We start from the raw sequence: 20,097 nt of genomic DNA, 5'->3' as shown, positions 1-20,097 counted from the left end.
CTTATTTCAAATCTAACAAACCACTCGTTTTTAGCTTAGGATTAAAGCGAATTTCTTCTTGTAAACCCCGTTCTTTGAGTTGTTCTAAAATCAGAGATTCAATTCGCCTGGAAACCTTTTTTAAATGCTTTTCTTGGTCAATTCCATCAAGATGATGATAGGTTTGATTTTCTGACTCACTCATCAAGGGTTTAACATTAATCGGTTGATTCCATTGTTCGGTTTGTTCTCCATTTCCAACCGGAACTGAACCATTTTCAGCGATCCAAGCTTGTCGTATTTCTTCTAATATTGTCCGACTGGGACGATCAATGGTTTGAACTTTTATCCAATAACATCCTTGAGGTTGACGAACGAGATGCTGTTTTAAACTGAGATAAATATCGCGAGAATATCCTACATATTGTAAGACTTGATCGGCATCAAAAATAGCATAAACTCCGATTTTTCCTTGTAAACTTTCTGGAAGTTGACCTTGTTCGTTAATGTAGGAAATAGAGTCCAAGCTTGCTAAGGTGGGAATTTCGGCTTGAGTTGTCATTTTTAGAGAATATTTGAAAGAATTTACGTTTGAGAAATTGAACAGAGTTTTATTAACTTTCAACGAGGCGATAAATCGCACATAAACGACTGGGTTGGAATATTTTTGCTTGAAACATAAAGTTAGGTGGAACGTTGACAATAATATGATCTTCAGATTCGTGATACTGTTCAAATTCCCTGGGCATTCCTTTCGGAGTTTGCACACTGTAGGGAATGGGTTGAAATAAAAGTTCGGTAAATTCTACCGCTTTTTCATTTACTTGTTGACTAACTTGATTGAGAAAACCTTGACTCGTGAGTAAGCCAAATAATGTGGTTTTTACTTGCGGATCGAGGATAAAATCAGCATCAAAATTTTCTACAATTCTTATACGCATTACACAATCACCTAACACTTGACAACCTGAACAAATGATGAAACAAACAAACCCTGAAGTCTGGCTTGCTATTTCTGCAAATGTCCCTAAGATCATCTTAGGACGATTGGGGACAGTTCCCAAGTGTTAAACAGAAATAAAAATGTGAAGTATTATTAAAAAAGACTCACAACGAAAAAAGCAGCCAGATGGACTGTATCCTGATTTCGTCATCAATTTGAGTGATCAGTCCCCGTTTAGGTTAGCATTGCTTTGTTACTGTTTGCTCTAGCGATCGCCATGCAGAATAGAGAAACGTCTTCAATACCCTCACAAACATCAACAGATTGGTGGAAAATCGCCGAATACAGTGCTGTTGTCGGTTCAACCATCGGTTCTATCGTTGCTGCTGCATGGTATAGGCAGATTTTATATGCTGCAACTCCAATCAGCGCCGCATTATGGTTAAATTTAATTAATCGACAACGGTTTGAACAACAAGTTCGACAGTATAGCGAATCTGCGATCGCCGATGTGCATACAGTTGTCCAATCTCTACAGGAACAGGTGCAAAATATACCTGCTGAACCGACTGAACTTGATCCCATTACTGAAGTTTTAACAGAGTTGCAGCGTGTGACCCAAAGTTTAGAACATGATGTGATTCGACAGCAAGATTGGGAAGTGATCAATGTCCGCATCAAACTCATAGAAGAAGCGTTAGAAGCGGTGAAACAAACTCCTGTTTCTGATCATGTCCCTCTGATTTCTGACTACTCTACAGATCCTCCTCCAGAGTCAGATCTTACTCCTCCTGTATCTTCTTCTCAGTCTTCTGAGCGCGACGAGAAACTCCATGTCAAAATTAATCAGCTTCATCGACAAATCGTAAAACTCGATCAGCAAAATCGAGATGTTGTCAAACCCTATCTGATCCGTTTAACGAAAGCTGTCGAACAACTACAAAATGCTCAAAAAAACTAATATTTTTCTTCTGAATTATTGAGAAATTTTACCTTTTTACTCAGACATTTTTCGAGCTTGTTTAACCATCTCAATTAGGGTATGATGAGCATCTTCCGAATTTTCTAGAGTGTGATCGAATGAAACTCGTAATGGGGTTGATTTGGCTTCCACTAAAGCCGTGAGATCCATCCCTTCTGGGTCTATCGAAACTAGACGAGCAGAGGTGGCATTCGGAGTTTTAGCAAAGACTTTGGCATAGAGTAAAATAGCATTGGCGTGATCATCATTCATATGAGCGCAAATGCGATCGCTAATTTCCGGGGTAATCGGTTCTGCTGACATGGTTTGACTTCGCCTTACTTTTTGTTTGATCTAATAATACAACACTCACAAATAGAGCGCAAAAAATTTCCACATTTCCTTAGCGGCGATATTCATCTCCACAATCTCCAATGATTTGAAATAAATCCTGAGATTTGTCAGTTATTGTCTGAATCTTTTGATGATCTTCTGCATCTAAACTCAATTCAAACACATGAGCATTTTCTTTGAGATGTTCAGAAATTCCTAAACGCGCTCCGATCATTGTTCCAGCAACGGTTGGCTGGTCTAAAATATAACGAACAGCAACATTCGGAATCGTAACTTGATGTCTATCTGCAATAACTTTGAGGGTTTGTAGTAACTCCTGAAAAAGACTCCAACCGCCCCAACCATCAATCATATTTTTGTATTTTTTCAAGCTAACAGTTTCAAGCTTAAAATTTTGCGGTTCGGGCTGATTCAAATACTTTTCAGATAAAAATCCTCCACACAAAACCCCATAAGGTAAGAGTTTAATCTCCTGTTTTTGACAATATTCAACCATCTGATTGAGAGGGCGACGATCTACTAAAGAAAACTGCACTTGATTAGAAACAATCTTCATCCCATTTTCAACAATAATTTTTAAATGTTCAGTATCAAAGTTAGTTAAAGCCAGATGTTTGATCTTCCCTTCAGTTTGCAATTGGCTCATGTGTTGGAGCGCGTCTAAATAACTTTTATCGCGATAGTCCCACCAATGAAACTGTAATAAATCGAGGCTTTCTACCCCCATGCGTTGACAAGAGATATCAATATTTTTCTCCACAACAGATCGGGTCATTTTACCGGGTCGAGGCACCCATTTTGTAAAGGCTTGTAGGTTAGATAAAGCATCTTCACCCCGTTGATTAACCAGTTGTTTGCGAAACTCCCCAATAAAATCTTCAGCCGGGCCATAATGATCCGCAAGATCCCAGGTTGTATAGCCTGCATCGAGATACTTAAACATACTATCAATTGCCGATGAGGGGTTAATGCGTCCGTGAGAACCGGAAACTTGCCACATCCCATTTAAAATGCGACAGATGTTTAAATCATCCGTAAATTGATAGCGACTAGACGACGATAGGATCATGTTCGTTTGTGATTTCAAAAACACACTCTCTAGTTTAAGGAAAAATTGCCCCTAATTTTCAGGGGAGGTCGGGAGATGAAAATTAGGGTCACGGGTTACGTTAAAGACTGTTTCCCAAGATACAGTTAGCTAGCATACAATGATTAAATCGACTTAAAGCGAGTTTGAGGCTACATCAACCGATGTCAAAGACCTCGGAAGCTTTATCGAGAGTCACCAGACTTCTAGGAGTCTGATCGACGTTGCAATAATTCTTTACAATTGTTAAAAGTAATATGTATAACTCAAGTCTATGATCCCAATCCAACCGTGAACTTGAGCTAAGGATATTATCAAACCCACTAAAATAATAGATGATGTCCACTAAAAGCCCTATAGATTCTCGAAAACCAATAATAGATCAACCATCGATAGACCCAATACAACAAGAGGAGAGTGGACGATCTGTGTTCCAACGCTTAAAACAAGACTTCAAAAATGACCTGATCGCAGGCTTGTTAGTCGTTATCCCCCTGGCGACGACTATCTGGTTAACAATTACCATCGCCAGTTCGGTGATTGAGTTTTTGACGCGAATTCCTAAACAGGTCAATCCCTTTGATGGGCTGCATCCAATTTTAGTCAATTTACTCAATGTCGTTGTTGGATTAGCTGTTCCTCTACTCGGAATTTTGTTTATTGGGTTAATGGCCCGTAATATTGTCGGTCGGTGGCTCCTTGATTTTGGTGAACAGGTACTCCAAGCAATCCCTCTAGCAGGTTCAGTCTACAAAACCCTTAAACAACTGTTAGAAACCCTACTCAAAGACTCTAACGATAAATTTCGTCGTGTCGTTCTCGTCGAATATCCCCGTCAGGGAATTTGGACACTAGCTTTTGTAACGGGGAATGTCAGTGAGGAAATCCAAACCTTGATGAGTCAACCCATGATTAGCATTTTTATTCCCACAACTCCCAACCCCACGAGCGGATGGTATGCTGTTGTTCCGATTAATGATGTGATCAACCTTTCGCTAACCGTTGAAGATGCTTTTAAAATCATCGTATCGGGAGGAATAGTGAACTCAGTCTCACCGACCAAACCCACCCAGACCCCTCCGGTCAAACAAGAAAAGCTCGAACGTTTCATCCCAAACGAGAACCGACTACAACCTGTACCATTAGATGAAGAAGGATTAAAATGAACCCGTGAGTCTGTTTCTCCAAACTCAATTCAAAATGGAAAAATTTTAAATTCCATTCATTCTCAATTTGCTCGTTTAACACTACTATTTACTGGGGAATTCTATGCAAGCTCGTCGAAGCTCTCGTGAACTCGCTCTATTGGGAATTAGCCAACTCCCAACTGGCCCTGAAAAACTCGCCACTCAACAAATTCAAGATATCATGTTGGCTGTTGTCCGAACGCTGGCCAATGAAGGTCAAGAATCCTTAGAAACAGCCATGGTTGAACTGCAACGAGGAAGTGATCGGTTGATGGGAAGTCAATTTCGAGCCAACGATCTCCAAAGTGCTAGAGCCATGATCCAAGAAGCGATAGAACTGACACAAACGGCAATTAATCGTTTAGGAATTGCAGCAGAGTTTCCTGAACTGATTCAACTGGCTCGACAAGAAGAAGTTGCAGCTTATACTATCGAGATTTTAACAGAAGTTAATATTCATCGTACAGAAATTGATGAAGTTTTAAGTCAGGCGTTGGTAGATTGGCAAGTCAACCGTTTACCTCGCATTGATCGCGATATCTTAAGAATTGCGGTCACAGAATTATTGTACTTAGGAACTCAAGAGCAAGTCGCCCTCAATGAAGCGATAGAACTGGCAAAACGCTATAGCGATGAGGATAGCTATCGATTTATTAATGGTGTGTTACGACGTGTTCTTGATCAATTAAAAGCGGATGTAGTGGTGCAGAATTAGCCTTGATAGATGGGGAGTTCTCAACTCCTTAATTTTATTTTTATTCTAAAATTTGAAGTGCGAATAAATTGATCGGCTTTGATTCTAAATTTTTAGACTCTATTGATTAAACTTAAAATCAGTAAAATATTAAAATGCTACTATCGCTGCGGATTGATAATTTTGCACTGGTTGATCATCTCGATCTAGAACTGGGATTAGGTTTAAATGTTTTTACCGGAGAAACAGGTGCAGGAAAGTCTATTATTCTGGATGCTATTGATGCAGTTTTAGGCGGAAAAGTAGATCGCCGGGTCATTCGTACAGGGGCTAAACGAGCAATTTTAGAAGCGACTTTTGAAGTTGAACCTCTGATCTCAAGTTGGTTAGCTGAACAAGAAATAGATCTTGTTGATGGAACACTCGCCGTCTGTTCTCGGGAAATTACATTATCCGGTGGAAAACTTCGCACTCGTTCTCGTTTAAATGGCATTTTAATCAGTCGAAAACTATTAGATGAAATTCGCGATCGCTTTGTGGAAATCACCGCCCAAGGTCAAACGTTACAACTAAGTCAACCCGGTTTACAACGAGAATGGTTAGACCTCTATGGAGGGACGGATTTAATCGTTGCTAAACAATCTGTTGCTACGGCTTATACTCAAGCAAAACAAGCTCAAAATATCTTAGAAAATCGCCGTCAGTTTGAACAGCAACGTTTACAAAGATTGGATTTATTACAATATCAAACCCAAGAATTAGAAGCAGCAGAGTTAACCGATGCGGATGAATTAGAACAACTCAAACAAGAATCAATTCGCCTCAGTCATGTCGTTGAACTTCAACAACAAAGCTATAAAATCTATCAGGGATTGTATGAAAACGATGAGGGAAAAGCCGCCTCAGATCTTCTCTCAAAAGCGGAAAATATCTTAACCGATATGGTGGAATATGATCATAGGCTACAACCGATTTTAGCAATGGTAGAAGATGCGTTAGCCCAAGTCATAGAAGCCGGACGACAAATTAGCAGTTATGGTGAACAACTCGAATCTGATCCGCAACGACTCCAAGAAGTAGAAGATCGCATTCAACAGCTTAAACAAATTTGTCGAAAATACGGCCAAAATCTAGCCGAAGTGATTGCTTATTACCAAAAAATTCAAGCCGAACTCAAAGACTTACAAACAGGTGAACAGTCTCTCGAAGCCCTCGAAAAAGATTATCAACAAGCAACTAAAAAGTTAGTTTTAGCGTGTCAAAATTTAAGTCAACTTCGTCAAAAAACCGCTTCTAAACTCGAAACTCATTTGATCAAAGAACTCAAACCCTTAGCGATGGAAAAGGTAAAATTTCAAGTCGAAATACATCCCATCGAACCCACGATCACAGGTGCCGATCAAGTCGAATTTTGCTTTAGTCCGAACCCCGGTGAACCTCTACAACCTCTCGGTGAAATTGCATCCGGTGGAGAAATGAGTCGGTTTTTATTAGCATTAAAAGCTTGTTTTTCAGAAGTTGCAGGTTCAGGAACTTTGGTCTTTGATGAAATTGATGTCGGTGTTTCAGGACGAGTCGCCCAAGCTATTACCCAAAAGTTACATCAACTCAGTCAACGTCATCAAGTCTTATGTGTAACTCACCAACCTATTGTTGCTGCGATGGGAGATCGTCATTTTCATGTTGAAAAAGAAGTGATTGGTGATCAGATTTCTAACGGAGGATCAGAACAAAGAACCGTTGTTCGAGTCACTCAACTCAATAATCATCAACGCCGAGAAGAATTAGCACAACTGGCGAGTGGACGTTCGGCGACTGAAGCGATCGCCTTTGCAGAATCTTTGCTGACTCAAGCCGATTCTTTGCGGGAATTTCAGGCCAATTAACTGCATTTATATTATACAACAACTTTTAACTTGAGGGATTTTCGTCTAAATAACCCCCTGAAGTTTAAAACTCATATAAATCTTGTGTAAAAAATAATTCTCAATCTTCATTTTGTCCGGACTCTTAACTTTGGGTTAACTTTCATGCGATAACTTATCCTTTGTGAAATAAAAAACTATTCACATTACATCGAGTTGGGCTATCTTGACGAGAGACATTAGTTCGGATTTTTACGAAGTAATGCTCTCTTAAGTCTTGATTAAGAGAAATATCTGGAAATTGAGGGAGACTCCAATATGGCGACGGTTTTTACTGAGACTTTTGAAACGGATGGGAATGGAACGAGGTATACAACCTCAATTCCTGAATTTACTGATGGTTTTTCAGACTTTTTTATCCGTACAGATGGCAGTAATATTATTAGTTCCTACAACGTTTTCAATTCAGAAGGAAGCTTCTATTTTGCGGCTCAAGATATTGATGGAGAAGGTGCTGCGTCTCAGCAAACATTGACATTCTCAGGAATTGATATTACAGGTTTTACTAATCTCAACTTAAGCACATTGTTGGCTGAAGATGATGCTAGCGACGGCAATCAAGATTGGGATGCACCTGATTTTGTGTCGTTTGAATATCAAATTGATAGTAGTGGCTTCACAAATTTATTAGCGATTGAAAATGATGGGAGTACATTCAACTCAGCACCCTTTCGAGATACAGACTTCGATGGAACAGGGGATGGAACAGAAGTAACAGAAGTGTTCTCTACTTTCTCCGGTGCGATCGCTGGAACAGGTTCTATCCTAGACCTTCGCATTACCTTTGACCTCGACTCTGGTGATGAGGATATCGCAATTGATAATATTCAAATTACGGGTGATAGCGGTGGCGGTGGCGGTGGAACAACCCTTAGTATTGCTGCTACTGATGCAAACAAAACCGAAGGAGATGCAGGAACTACACCTTTCACCTTCACCGTAACTCGTTCTGGCGACACCACAGGTACAACTTCAGTAGACTTTGCCGTTTCTGGAGATGCAGATGCGGCTGACTTTGGGGGAACATTACCTTCTGGTACAGTTAACTTTGCTGATGGTGAAACTAGCCAAGTGGTAACAGTTGATGTGTCGGGTGATACCGACTCAGAACCCGACGAAAACTTTACCGTTACCCTTTCTAACCCCTCTGGTGACGAAACTATTACCACTGCAAGTGCAAACGGTACAATTGAGAACGATGATGGTGTAGCAATTACCCCTATTTACGATATTCAAGGCGCTCGTCAGACTTCTCCGTTTGTCACCGTTGACTTTAACAATCTACCTGCTAACACCTTTAGCATTACAGGGGATTCTGTTGCTACCACTGGAATTGTAACCGCAGTTGATTCTAATGGATTCTATCTTCAAGATCCAATCGGTGATGGTGACATTGCAACTTCCGATGCACTATTTGTCTTCACCGGATCTAATCCTAATGTTAGTGTCGGTGATGCGTTACAAGTAGAAGGTACGGTTGCTGAGTTTTTCCCAGGCGATACCGATACTCGCAATTTACCCACAACACAAATTAGCAGCCCCACAATTACCACGCTTTCGACGGGAAATGCTGTTCCTGATGCCGTCATAATAGGTTCAGGTGGTCGGGTTCCGCCAACCGAAAATATTGATGATGATGCCTTTGCTAGCTTTGACCCCACAACTGATGGAATTGACTTCTTTGAGTCCTTAGAAGCAATGCGGGTCACAGCCCAAGATACAGTGGCGATCGCACCGACAAACCGTTTTGGTGAAATCTTTACTGTTGTTGATAATGGTGTAGGTGCTACAGGAATTAGCGATCGGGGTACGCTGAATATCAGCCCTGACGACTTCAACCCTGAAAAGGTTCAAATTGATGAAGATTCTGGCGTTTTTGACTTCGACTTCCCCACTGTTGATACTGGTGACAGTTTAGGTGACGTGACTGGGGTGATTAGCTACAGTTTTGGTAACTTTGAAATCATTCCCACTGAAGACTTTACCAGCAATATTACTTCTGCCAACTTACAGCCTGAAGTCAGTTCTATCGTCGGAAGCAGTGATCAACTCACAGTTGCTAGTTACAACGTTCTCAATCTTGATCCCAATGATAATGATGGGGATACAGATGTTGCTGATGGTCGCTTTGATACAATTGCGAGCCAAATTATTAACAACCTGAACACACCCGATGTGATCGGACTGCAAGAAGTTCAGGATAATAACGGTTCTGTCAATGATGGTACGGTTGCGGCTGACCAAACTCTCCAGACTTTAATCGATGCGATCGCCGATGCGGGTGGCCCAGAGTACGAGTTTATCGATAATACCTTTATTACAGATGGGGCTAGCGGAGGTCAACCGGGCGGAAATATTCGCACTGCGTTTTTGTATAACCCCGCTCGTGTTGATTTAGTTGAGGGTTCCGTTCAACCGATAGGCGATCAAAGTTCGGGTAGTGCATTCGAGGGCGCTCGTTTACCGTTGGTTGCAGACTTTGAATTTAACGGTCAAGAGGTGACTGTTATTAGCAACCATTTCTCATCCAAGGGAGGAAGTGCGCCGATTCTCGGTATCGAACAACCTTTTGATGAGCGTCAAGAAGACGTCACTGTTAACGGTAGTCTAGATGAACGACAAGCTCAAGCAAACGCGGTCAATGATTTTGTTGCTAATACTTTAAATGCTGACCCTGATGCAAATATTGTTGCGCTGGGAGATTTCAATGAGTTTGAGTTTGTTTCTCCGTTAGAAATCCTGGAACAAAACCTGACCAACTTAACGGAAACATTACCTGAAAATGAGCGTTATAGCTTTATTTTCCAGGGAAATTCTCAGTCTCTCGACCATATTTTGGTTAGCGATAGCTTAGATGAAGGTGCCGAGTTTGACGTTGTTCAGGTCAATAGTGAATTTGCTGAAACTGAACAGCGAGCCAGTGACCACGACCCATTAGTCGCACGTCTAACCCTAGAGACACCAGTAGTAGAGCCGAATATTATTGAAGGGACTCGTAACGCTGACAACATTACAGGTACAAGGAATCCTGACTTCATTACAGGAAATAACGGTGATGACACGATTAACGGTCGAGGTGACAATGACACTATCGAAGGGGGTCGTGGTGGCGACGATATTCGCGGTGCGGCGGGTGATGATGTCTTAGCGGCTGACCGAGTTGACCGTTTCGATGACTTCGATGGTACGTTTAGCCGACTACGCGGTGGGTCTGGAGACGATACTATTTTCGGAGGCAGCAAAGATGATATCATTAACGGCCAGGCTGATGACGATCTGTTATTGGGCAAAGGCGGTCATGATTTAATTATTGGTAATGCCGGAGATGACACCCTCAATGGAGGAGTAGGGAATGATACCCTGCGCGGTGGAGATGGAACTGATACCGCAGATTATTCTGACTTGGTAATTAAGGGTGTATTTGGTACTGTTGCAGGTCTTGATATTAATTTAGATCGCGGTCGCGCTAGCCACTCCAGTACAAACAATGCTCTGACTTGGATGGATGTGGTTACAAATGTAGAAAATGTGTTGGGAACTCAACGCAATGATCGTCTCATTGGAGATGAGAAGGATAATCTCCTCGATGGTCAAGGTGAAGTGGGTCGCAATGACCGTCAAACCACGTTTGAAGGCTTAGATGGTACAACTTACAATGTTACTGCTGATGTTGTAGAATATCAGGGCAATCTGGCTGATTTCAGTTTAGCCGGAACTGCCGATAACTTTACTGTTACAGGTTCAAATACCGGAACAGATACGTTAACTGATATTGAGTTCCTTAAGTTTGATGATGGAGTTTTTGCTACCTCTGACCTATTCTAGGTTGCTCTAAGCGAAGGAAAAATTAATGATTAGGAGAGGTATTAAACGCCTCTCCTTTGTGATCTTCTGTTTGTGATCTTCTGTTATAGATGATTGAAATGAATTGAGAAGATTACTTTAGCTTCATTTGAGATCGGAACTCAGGGACACAACATCTGCGCCTCTAATATCATCAAGACAGAACGACCTCTAGGGTTGATATTTACGAAACGCCAACGTCACGTTATGTCCACCAAACCCAAAAGAATTGGAAAGAGCAACTTCTACCGTTTGACTACGACTAACATTAGGAACATAATCTAAATCACACTCAGGATCCCGATTATCCAAATTAATAGTCGGCGGAACTCGATCATTAGTGATCGCTAGGACTGTCGCCACCGCTTCAATCCCTCCCGAACCGCCCAGTAAGTGACCTGTCATCGACTTTGTGGAGCTAACCGCAATATTATGAGCGTGTTCACCCAGAGCCGTCTTAATGGCTGCGGTTTCCGTCGGATCATTCATCGGGGTGCTGGTACCGTGAGCATTGACATAACTCACCATATCCGGTGTTAGCCCTCCATCTTTAAGCGCGAGTGACATCGCTCGTGCCGCCCCTGCCCCACCCGGTACGGGAGAAGTGATATGATAAGCATCGCAAGTCATCCCATAACCGACAATCTCTGCATAGATACGAGCGCCACGAGACAGAGCATATTCGAGTTCTTCTAACACTAAAATTCCCGCTCCTTCACCCATAACAAACCCATCGCGATCGCGATCAAATGGACGACTAGCATGAGCCGGATCATCATTGCGAGTTGAAAGAGCGCGCGCTGCGGCAAACCCAGCTACAGACAAAGCCGTTACCGCCGCTTCTGTTCCCCCACAAATCATGGCTTGGGCATAGCCTCGCTCGATTAAACGAAACGCATCACCGACTGCATTGGAGCCAGCAGCACAAGCAGTAACAGTGCAAGTATTTGGCCCTTTTGCCCCAGTATGAATCGCAGTGAGTCCGGCTGCCATATTGGCAATCATCATCGGAATCATAAACGGACTGCACCGATCAGGGCCACGAGTCAGATTGATTTCTTGTTGATCTTCGAGAACTTTCAGGCCCCCGATTCCAGTACCGATAATCACACCAACCTGTTCTGCATTCAAGTCATCAATCACGAATCCCGCATCGGCGATCGCCTGCTTACTTGCGGCTACAGCAAATTGGGCAAAACGATCCATCCGTTTAGCTTCTTTGCGCGTGATGTAGTCACAAGGATCAAATCCTCTCACCTCGCCTGCAATGCGACAGTCGTGTCGTGAAGCATCAAATAAGGTGATCGTATCTATACCATTGCGGCCACTGTGCAATCCTTCCCAATACTCGGCGACTGTATTTCCGAGGGGAGTAATTGCCCCCAGACCCGTTACAACAACGCGCTTGCGGTTTATCTTATCCATGATTTTTATTTCAAGCAGTTAACCACCCAAAATGCAGAACATCGACGCTCTACAATTATTTGTTATCAGTTAGTTATTCTCAGTGTTGGGGTTGAAGTTTTCAGATCAACCCTATGGTGAGACTTTTACAGATCAAGTCTATTGAGTCATCAATACCAGCTTCTTCCCCACTGATTTTTCCCATGATTGTTCTAAGACTGTTTACCGTTGGCAGGTCACAGTTCAACCCTGAAGTCAGTCCGGTCTATTGTCAAAGCTGGTGCGCGCTCCGAGCCAGTTGCTCAAAGCAAGCGTTTGTGATGTCATCGTGCTTGAAAACGGCTTAGGTAGAGGCTTTGACTTTACTGTCAATATAATCTACTGCTGCTTGTACGGTCTCTATTTTCTCGGCTGCCTCATCGGGAATTTCAATCCCAAATTCTTCTTCCAATGCCATCACCAGTTCAACGGTATCTAGAGAATCTGCACCTAAATCGTTGACAAAGTTAGCTTCAGGCTTGACTTCGCTTTCGTCAACTCCGAGTTGTTCGGCTGCGATTTTTTTTACTTTTCCAAAGGTATCACTCATACTTGTTGTTTCCTTGTTTGTATGCCGCGTATACCATATTATCGGAAAGCGCGATCGCTGCGTTAATGATTTCGAGGTTTTTACGATTATTCCGTCAGCTTTGTCATTCTTCATTCTTTTTTTAGTGCAGATTCGGAATTGGCGAGAGAACATGGATTGTAGGGGCGGGTTTAATCTAGATGGATGTTATTACCCACTCAGAGTCTATATCAACCTGCCCTGGGTTGTACCCTGTTTGGCGCGATTAGGAGAACACTGCTTTCATGTCATCATCTCAAAAATTAAGATACGCTTATTTTCCCGGATGTGTCGCTCAAGGGGCTTGTCGGGAGCTTTATCAATCTACAGCAATTTTGACTCAAACTCTTGGGATTGAATTGGTCGAACTCAAGAAAGCCTCTTGCTGTGGGTCAGGTACGTTTAAGGAAGATTCTCAGCTTCTCGAAGATACGGTGAATGCTCGTAATATTGCTTTAGCCGAAGAACTGAATTTACCCTTATTAACCCATTGCAGCACTTGTCAGGGAGTCATTGGTCGGGTTGATGAACGCCTAAAAGACTTTCAGCAAAATGATCCGGCTTCTCTAGAACAGATTAATCATTTACTCGCTAAAGAAAGCTGTTCACCCTACACCGGAACAACTGAGGTGAAACACTTACTCTGGGCGCTGGTCGCGGACTATGGTTTGGAGGAAATTCAACGTCGGGTGACTCGTAAATTGTCCGGCTTGAAATGTGCTGCGTTTTATGGCTGTTATCTGTTACGCGCTCAAACCTCTCTCCCTTATGATGATCCTCATCAACCTGAGTCGATGGAAAATGTATTTCGAGCAATTGGGGCGACTCCGGTTTATTATCGCGGACGGACTCAATGTTGTGGTTGGCCGCTTTCGAGTTACGCCACTGACCTTTCATTTCAAATGGCGGGAAACCATATTACTGAAGCGATTGATTTAGGGGCTGACTGTATGGTTACGCCTTGTCCGTTGTGTCATCTCAATCTTGATTCTCGTCAACCCGAAGTCGAAAAGGTGATTGAGCGATCGCTGGGTTTGCCCATTCTACACCTTCCCCAACTCGTGGCGCTAGCTCTTGGGATTGAACCGAAAAAACTGGGTTTAGACCGTCATATGGTTTCGACTCAACCTGTTTTGCAAAAGTTAGGGCTTTAGACAGTTAACAGTTAACACTCACCCTCGGGGTTCAGCAGTGAAAACAGTTATGAGTTGCCCAGATCATTGTCATTTCCTGAACTTTTAACCTCTCAATGACCCTGCCCCTCGCCCCGAACATAATATTACGGAGTCTAAAGTTTTATCGCCTTATGTATCTTGCGTGCTAAACACTAGGGTAAAGTGACGGAATATATACGATAATTCAGCTCTAGAACTTGTCATAAAATCTACACCGTTGTAGATTCTGTCAAACTTGAGATCCTTTGGAGAACTTATTCAATGTCTCATTCAGTCAAAATTTACGATACCTGTATTGGTTGCACTCAGTGTGTTCGGGCTTGTCCCCTAGATGTTCTTGAAATGGTTCCCTGGGACGGTTGTAAAGCGAGTCAAATCGCATCTTCTCCCCGTACAGAAGATTGTGTGGGTTGCAAGCGCTGTGAAACAGCTTGTCCGACTGATTTCTTGAGCATTCGGGTCTATCTCGGACCTGAAACGACCCGTAGTATGGGTCTGGCTTACTAATCATCTAGAACTGACCAACAGTTCATCTGCCAGCTATATTTCAGCCGCCATTTTTAGGCGTGATAGTCATAGAGAGGGAGAATACACTTCCTCTCTATTTATTTGACATCCTCTCCGCGTGTTTCGAGAGTCTCCAGCCCCGAAAAAAGATGAAGAAACTTGACGTTTGACCATCGAACCTATAGCTTAAGTTAGGATCAGTCCAAACCTGATTCCTAAAATTTCCGCAGTATAGTGAACTAGGCTTATTCAAACTCTATCGAAACGGGGGAAAAAGCAACAGGGTCACGGATTCATCAATACATATTCCTGATCTATATCCCATCTGGTGCAACAATTGGCGTAAACAGAATCCGAGATGTTGTAGTTTGCTCCGTTTATTGATTTGTATCTAACTTGATTCTTCGTAGGAGTTAACAAACCCAGATGTGTGGAATTGTTGGTTATATCGGAACTCAAACCGCTACTGAAATTCTGTTGAGTGGCTTAGAAAAACTTGAATATCGAGGCTATGACTCCGCCGGACTTGCAACGGTACTGGATAACAAAATTCACGCTTTGCGAGCCAAAGGTAAACTCTATAACCTTCGTAACAAACTCGCCAATACAGAAATGTTAGCGAATATCGGGATTGGTCATACCCGTTGGGCGACGCACGGAAAACCGGAAGAACGCAATGCTCACCCTCACCTTTCTCCTGATGGAAAAGTTGCAGTTGTTCAAAATGGGATTATCGAAAATTATCGCGAATTACGAGAAGAACTCAAAAGCAAAGGATATGAGTTTAAATCAGATACCGATACTGAAGTTATCCCTCATTTAATTGCCGAATATCTTTCTCAACTGTCTGCTGAGAATGCTGTTTGTTCTCCTTCTACTTTTGTCGAAGCGGTGCGACAGACCGTAAACCGACTCACAGGAGCTTTTGCAATTGCAGTTATTTGTGCTGATTTTCCCAATGAATTAATAGTCGCTCGTCAACAAGCGCCGCTTTCAATTGGTTTGGGTCAAGGTGAATTTTTCTGTGCTTCTGATACCCCCGCTTTAGTTCCTTATACACAAACGGTTCTGAGTTTAGAAAATGGTGAACTCGCCCGTTTAACCTATTTGGGCGTTGAGGTTTATAGCTTTGCAGGGGAACGTCTCAATAAAATGCCCCGAATTCTCGATGTCAGTCCAACTCTGGTTGAGAAACACTCCTTCAAACATTTTATGCTCAAAGAAATTCACGAGCAACCGGGAGTGGTGCGAGACTGTTTACAAGCATATATTAATAGCAATTGGGATCTGGAATTTGAAGCCAAAACAACCGATGAATTACATCCAGCAACTGTTGATATCAATCAATCACCCATAGAATTGGGTTTACCGGATGAACTATTAGAAAATCTCGAACAAGTACAGATTATCGCTTGTGGTACCAGTTGGCACGCCAGTTTAGTCGGGAAATATTTACTTGAACAATTAGCCGATTTACCCACAACGGTAGAATATGCTTCGGAAGCGCGTTATGCACCTTCGCCGCTTAGACCCCATACACTCATTATTGGGGTGACTCAATCGGGAGAAACAGCCGATACTTTGGCAGCTTTATCGATGGAAAAGCAGCGTCGTTTAAATGCACCGACTCAGTTTAAACCTCGATTATTAGGGATTACAAATCGCACTGAAAGTTCATTGGGTCAGTTAGTCCCTCATCTGATTAATACTCGCGCCGGAATTGAAATCGGGGTAGCAGCAACCAAAACATTTACAGCCCAAGTGATCGCCTTTTATCTCTTAGCAATAGATTTGGCTTGGCGACGCCAAACGTTATCGCAATCTCGTGTACAAGAATTAGTTAAAGGGCTGCGAAAATTACCCTCTCAAATCGAACTAATTTTAAATACTCAAGAAGCAAAAATTGAGGATTTTTCTCATCAGTTTAGTGACACTAAAGACTTTATATTTTTAGGGCGAGGAATTAATTTTCCAATTGCCTTAGAAGGTGCATTAAAACTCAAAGAAATTAGTTATATTCATGCCGAAGGTTATCCAGCAGGAGAAATGAAACACGGGCCGATCGCATTATTAGATAAAGATGTGCCTGTGGTGGCGATTGCCATGCCGGGAAGTGTCTATGAAAAGGTGATTTCTAATGCCCAGGAAGCCAAAGCTAGAGACGCTCATTTAATTGGAGTAACTGCCAAAGAAACTTTAGAAGAATCTGATGTTTTTAATAATATTTTACCTGTTCCTTTGGTCGATGAATTGTTATCTCCTATTTTAGCAGTAATTCCCTTACAACTATTGGCTTATTATATTGCAGCTCGTCGGGGTTTAGATGTCGATCAACCTCGTAATTTGGCAAAATCGGTAACAGTTGAATAGGGGTGAAAAACTAATTTTTGAGTTTGTTGTAGCGATAAAATAAAGTCGTTTACTATCGAATAAAGTCTTTGACTAAAAAATAAAGTCCTATACTAGCAAATAAAGTTGTATACTGCTGGTATAGGGCTTTTGGACTGCTGTATTGGAATTGCGATCACCAAAAGTTGCCAAGACCCTCAGTGAGTATTTCCAGTTGACAGGGGGGTAGTGAGAAGCTATCGTAGAGAAAAGGGTGCAGTGGGGAAATGCTAATGCGCTCGAATGTATAAAAAATGAATGGGGTTGCAGATAGAAGTTTCAAGTTTTTGCGAAGCATCAAAATAATTTTTATCAATAGCGGTTTTTCGATTTGAGTCAAACTATTCCCTGTTCCACCTGGCTGAGTTTGTCGTCTTTTCAGCAAAGTCTGCGGTCAATATAATAGCAGTGTGCGAGTCCTATCTCCGTACATCCCAAACTGTCAATTGAACAACTCCGTAAAAACACGGAGATATAAGCTAACTTAATTCCGTAGTTTCACGGATACACTTTTGAGGAAAGAAAGTTATATTGATGTGTAGTGAACAAATTGATAGAAAAGCTCATACATTTCTCTGTCAAAAAGCAGTTAGCAGTTGTCCCTCATCGGTTATGGGGTTTATGTTAACAATACTGTACTAAGCGCATCTTCACGGAGAAGTGGTATCAGGTTTTCTCGCCAAGTGTTTTAATCAGGCTCTACATCAACGTATCAATTTTTGATTGCTTACGCTCCGGGGGTTCTACCTGGCGCCTTGCAGTCAAACTGTTTCGTGCCTTTATTTAGAGAATTAACCCAATTATGACTACTCTCAACTTTGACGAAAATACCTATCTCCAACAACACTCCGACGTTGCCGATGCCGTTGCCGACGGACGGTTAGGAAGCGGTTTTGAACACTGGGTAAAGTTTGGTTTCAACGAAGGGAGAATACCCCAGATTGCATTTAAAGAAAACTTTTATCTTGACTTTAACCCCGATGTAACGGAGGCAGTTACTAACGGTAATTTTGCGACGGGTTTTGAACATTATGCTTTGTTTGGAGCGTCCGAAAATCGGGCATCTGTTGGCAGTGAGACGCGAGAAGGTTCCCAACTGCAATAAATTTTAGAACGGGGTTTTCTACGAGTTGCTGTTAACGATGATGCCATTGGGTTTAGCAACCAAGAAACAGACGGTTCTTTTACTGGGATGGGAATTGATTATAGTCGCGCATTGGCTACGGCTTTATTTGATAACCCCAATGCGGTAGAATTTGTGGTGGTTGAAGCGGGTGAAGATTTTAACAGCGTTGCCAGTGGAACCGTCGATATAGCCGCCACTTTGCCCACTCATTCGGTTCTCCGCGATGCCACGTTGGGAGTAGACTTTTCCCCTACAGTTTTCTTCGATACTCAAGGGGTTTTGGTGCGGGGCGATAGCGGAATTAATTCGGTTGAACAGTTGCAAGAAACGACTGTGGGCGTATTAACAGGAACCCGCTCCCAACAAAATTTAGAAGATGCCGCCCAACGTGCGGGAATTACCTTAAACATCCAAACATTTTCCTCTCAAGATAACCTGTTTGCTGCCTACGATGCGGGTGAAATTGGTGCGGTTTCCATTAATCGCGGCGTTCTCAGCAATCGCATTCCCACCTTATCTAATCCGGGGAATCAGGTGATTTTAGAGGAGAATATTGGCAAAGAACCGTTAGCTTTTATTGTACCCGAAAATGAGTCGGAATTTGCCGATGTGGTGCGCTGGGTAGTTAACGCTCCCATTCAAGCGGAATTTTTCGGGATTAATTCTCAGAATGTGAATGAATTTCTGGATGGAAATAGCGACATCAAACGCTTTTTGGGCGTGTCGGGGAATTTGGGAGAATCTCTGGGAATTGATAATGATTTTGCGTTGAATATTATTCAACAAGTTGGGAACTACGAAGAAATTTATAACCGCAACTTCGATGAAACCGCCCTACCCCGCAATCTCAATGAATTGATGTTTGTTGAACCGGGTGGTCTGGTTTATTATCCTCCTTTTTCAGGTAGCGATCAAGTAAGTGTGCCGTTGGTTGATAATGATAACCGTAACGTTTTAGAGGAAGTTTTAGACCGGGGTTTTGTGCGGGTTGGGGTGAGGAATGATGCCCAAGGATTGGGTTTTGCGGAGGAAAATGGCAACTTAAGCGGCTTTGATGTTGATTTTGGTCGGGCGCTGGCGGCTTCTTTATTTGGCGACCCCAATGCTGTAGAATTTGTGATTCAAACAACGGGTTCTCAGCGCTTTAGCGATGTTGCCAATGGTGTTGTTGACGTCACGAGTCGGAACGCAACTCATAACCTCAAACGGGATGCGTTGTTGGGAGTAGATTTTGCTCCAATTAATACTTACGATGCCCAATTTGTAGTCACTCCAACTGTTAGTGGAATTACCACTTTGGAACAGCTTGCAGGGGGTCGAATTGGTGTCACTGCTGGTACGACTTCTGAAACTCGATTGCGAGAACAGTTGAGTGCGGCAGGCATTAATGCGGAAGTCGTGGCTTTGGATAATTTTCAAACCATATTTGACAGTTATATTAATGGCGAATTAGATGCAATAACGGGTGATGGGGGTCTGATTATTTCCAGTCTTCTGACCTTACCCGTAGAGCAACGAAGCCAGCATCAGCCCTTTCCGGAAGTCTTGGGAGAGGAACCTTTAGCAATGGTTGTAGATGAGAACCAATCTGAGTGGAAAGATGTGGTTTCTGGCGTTACTTATGCGGTTTATGAAGCCTTTGAACTGGGTTTAACTTCGGAAAATGTGACGGCTGAACTTGAGAGTTCAGACCCCGTTGTTCGCCGATTTTTGGGAGTAGAAGGAAATATCGGAGAAAGTCTCGGTTTGCCGAATGATTTTGCATTGAATGCAATTTCAGCAGTGGGGAATTACAGCGAGATGGCAGAGCGAAACTTCCCTGGAATTCCTTTTGACCCTGGTAGCGTTCCTTACACCGAGGGCGGTTTCTTGTTCTCCGTTCCTTTTGCTTAATTTAGCTGAGTTGGGGTGGTTGAT

At 42.5% G+C, this 20,097-nt stretch carries 16 protein-coding genes; 10 read left to right on the top strand and 6 right to left on the bottom strand.

Annotated elements, in window-relative coordinates:
• Window position 1: 1 nt before the first annotated feature.
• Together M595_RS14630 and M595_RS14625 are read right to left on the bottom strand one after the other, a co-directional pair.
• A complete protein-coding gene (locus M595_RS14630; protein WP_023067084.1) occupies window positions 2-541 on the bottom strand; it encodes a GIY-YIG nuclease family protein in 540 nt (179 codons plus the stop codon).
• Between the two features lie 52 nt (window positions 542-593).
• Window positions 594-920 carry a hypothetical protein gene (locus tag M595_RS14625; protein WP_023067085.1) on the bottom strand — a complete coding sequence of 109 codons (327 nt, stop codon included), beginning with the start codon at window positions 918-920 and terminating at the stop codon, window positions 594-596.
• Window positions 921-1,172: 252 nt separating this feature from the next.
• Here M595_RS14625 and M595_RS14620 point away from each other — a divergent pair, with 252 nt between their 5' ends.
• Window positions 1,173-1,883, top strand: coding sequence for a hypothetical protein (locus M595_RS14620; protein ID WP_023067072.1), 711 nt, complete (start codon window positions 1,173-1,175; stop codon window positions 1,881-1,883).
• A 36-nt stretch (window positions 1,884-1,919) separates the two neighbouring features.
• Here M595_RS14620 and M595_RS14615 read toward each other — a convergent pair whose 3' ends face one another.
• Both M595_RS14615 and M595_RS14610 read right to left on the bottom strand, forming a co-directional pair.
• Window positions 1,920-2,207, bottom strand: a complete 288-nt coding sequence (locus M595_RS14615; RefSeq protein WP_023067060.1) for a DUF2470 domain-containing protein — start codon at window positions 2,205-2,207, stop codon at window positions 1,920-1,922.
• A 79-nt stretch (window positions 2,208-2,286) separates the two neighbouring features.
• Complete coding sequence (locus tag M595_RS14610; RefSeq protein WP_023067077.1) at window positions 2,287-3,306, bottom strand: aldo/keto reductase; 1,020 nt, start codon at window positions 3,304-3,306, stop codon at window positions 2,287-2,289.
• Between the two features lie 446 nt (window positions 3,307-3,752).
• On the opposite strand from M595_RS14610, the gene M595_RS14605 reads away from it, so the two are divergent.
• From M595_RS14605 to M595_RS14590, 4 genes are all read left to right on the top strand, one after another.
• Window positions 3,753-4,490, top strand: a complete 738-nt coding sequence (locus M595_RS14605; RefSeq protein ID WP_023067088.1) for a DUF502 domain-containing protein — start codon at window positions 3,753-3,755, stop codon at window positions 4,488-4,490.
• Between the two features lie 103 nt (window positions 4,491-4,593).
• Entirely contained in the window at window positions 4,594-5,226 is a 633-nt protein-coding gene (nusB, locus tag M595_RS14600) for a transcription antitermination factor NusB (RefSeq protein ID WP_023067080.1), read from the top strand.
• A gap of 134 nt (window positions 5,227-5,360) precedes the next feature.
• Entirely contained in the window at window positions 5,361-7,091 is a 1,731-nt protein-coding gene (recN, locus tag M595_RS14595; RefSeq protein WP_023067116.1) for a DNA repair protein RecN, read from the top strand.
• A gap of 297 nt (window positions 7,092-7,388) precedes the next feature.
• Window positions 7,389-10,955: a DUF8508 domain-containing protein gene (locus M595_RS14590; RefSeq protein ID WP_023067073.1), complete on the top strand. Its 3,567-nt coding sequence runs from the start codon at window positions 7,389-7,391 to the stop codon at window positions 10,953-10,955.
• A 189-nt stretch (window positions 10,956-11,144) separates the two neighbouring features.
• Here M595_RS14590 and fabF read toward each other — a convergent pair whose 3' ends face one another.
• Window positions 11,145-12,398 (bottom strand): beta-ketoacyl-ACP synthase II, encoded by a 1,254-nt coding sequence (fabF, locus tag M595_RS14585; RefSeq protein ID WP_023067102.1) that lies wholly within the window; start codon window positions 12,396-12,398, stop codon window positions 11,145-11,147.
• Window positions 12,399-12,720: 322 nt separating this feature from the next.
• On the bottom strand, window positions 12,721-12,966 hold the full coding sequence (gene acpP / locus M595_RS14580; RefSeq protein WP_023067086.1) for an acyl carrier protein: 246 nt from the start codon (window positions 12,964-12,966) through the stop codon (window positions 12,721-12,723).
• A 263-nt stretch (window positions 12,967-13,229) separates the two neighbouring features.
• Here acpP and M595_RS14575 point away from each other — a divergent pair, with 263 nt between their 5' ends.
• The 5 genes from M595_RS14575 (at window position 13,230) to M595_RS14555 (ending at window position 20,073) form a co-directional block, all read left to right on the top strand.
• Window positions 13,230-14,138, top strand: coding sequence for a CoB--CoM heterodisulfide reductase iron-sulfur subunit B family protein (locus M595_RS14575; protein ID WP_023067090.1), 909 nt, complete (start codon window positions 13,230-13,232; stop codon window positions 14,136-14,138).
• 282 nt (window positions 14,139-14,420) lie between these two features.
• Entirely contained in the window at window positions 14,421-14,666 is a 246-nt protein-coding gene (psaC, locus tag M595_RS14570) for a photosystem I iron-sulfur center protein PsaC (protein ID WP_009783147.1), read from the top strand.
• Window positions 14,667-15,092: 426 nt separating this feature from the next.
• Window positions 15,093-17,036, top strand: a complete 1,944-nt coding sequence (gene glmS, locus M595_RS14565) for a glutamine--fructose-6-phosphate transaminase (isomerizing) (RefSeq protein WP_023067101.1) — start codon at window positions 15,093-15,095, stop codon at window positions 17,034-17,036.
• A gap of 820 nt (window positions 17,037-17,856) precedes the next feature.
• Window positions 17,857-18,159, top strand: a complete 303-nt coding sequence (locus tag M595_RS14560) for a hypothetical protein (protein WP_023067061.1) — start codon at window positions 17,857-17,859, stop codon at window positions 18,157-18,159.
• Window positions 18,160-20,073: a transporter substrate-binding domain-containing protein gene (locus M595_RS14555; protein WP_275044464.1), complete on the top strand. Its 1,914-nt coding sequence runs from the start codon at window positions 18,160-18,162 to the stop codon at window positions 20,071-20,073. It abuts the gene before it with no gap.
• Window positions 20,074-20,097 lie beyond the last annotated feature (24 nt).

It is taken from the genome of Lyngbya aestuarii BL J, from assembly GCF_000478195.2.
Classification (GTDB): domain Bacteria; phylum Cyanobacteriota; class Cyanobacteriia; order Cyanobacteriales; family Microcoleaceae; genus Capilliphycus; species Capilliphycus aestuarii.
The sequence above is the reverse complement of the archived record's forward strand: the minus strand, read 5'-3'. Positions and strand labels throughout refer to the sequence as shown.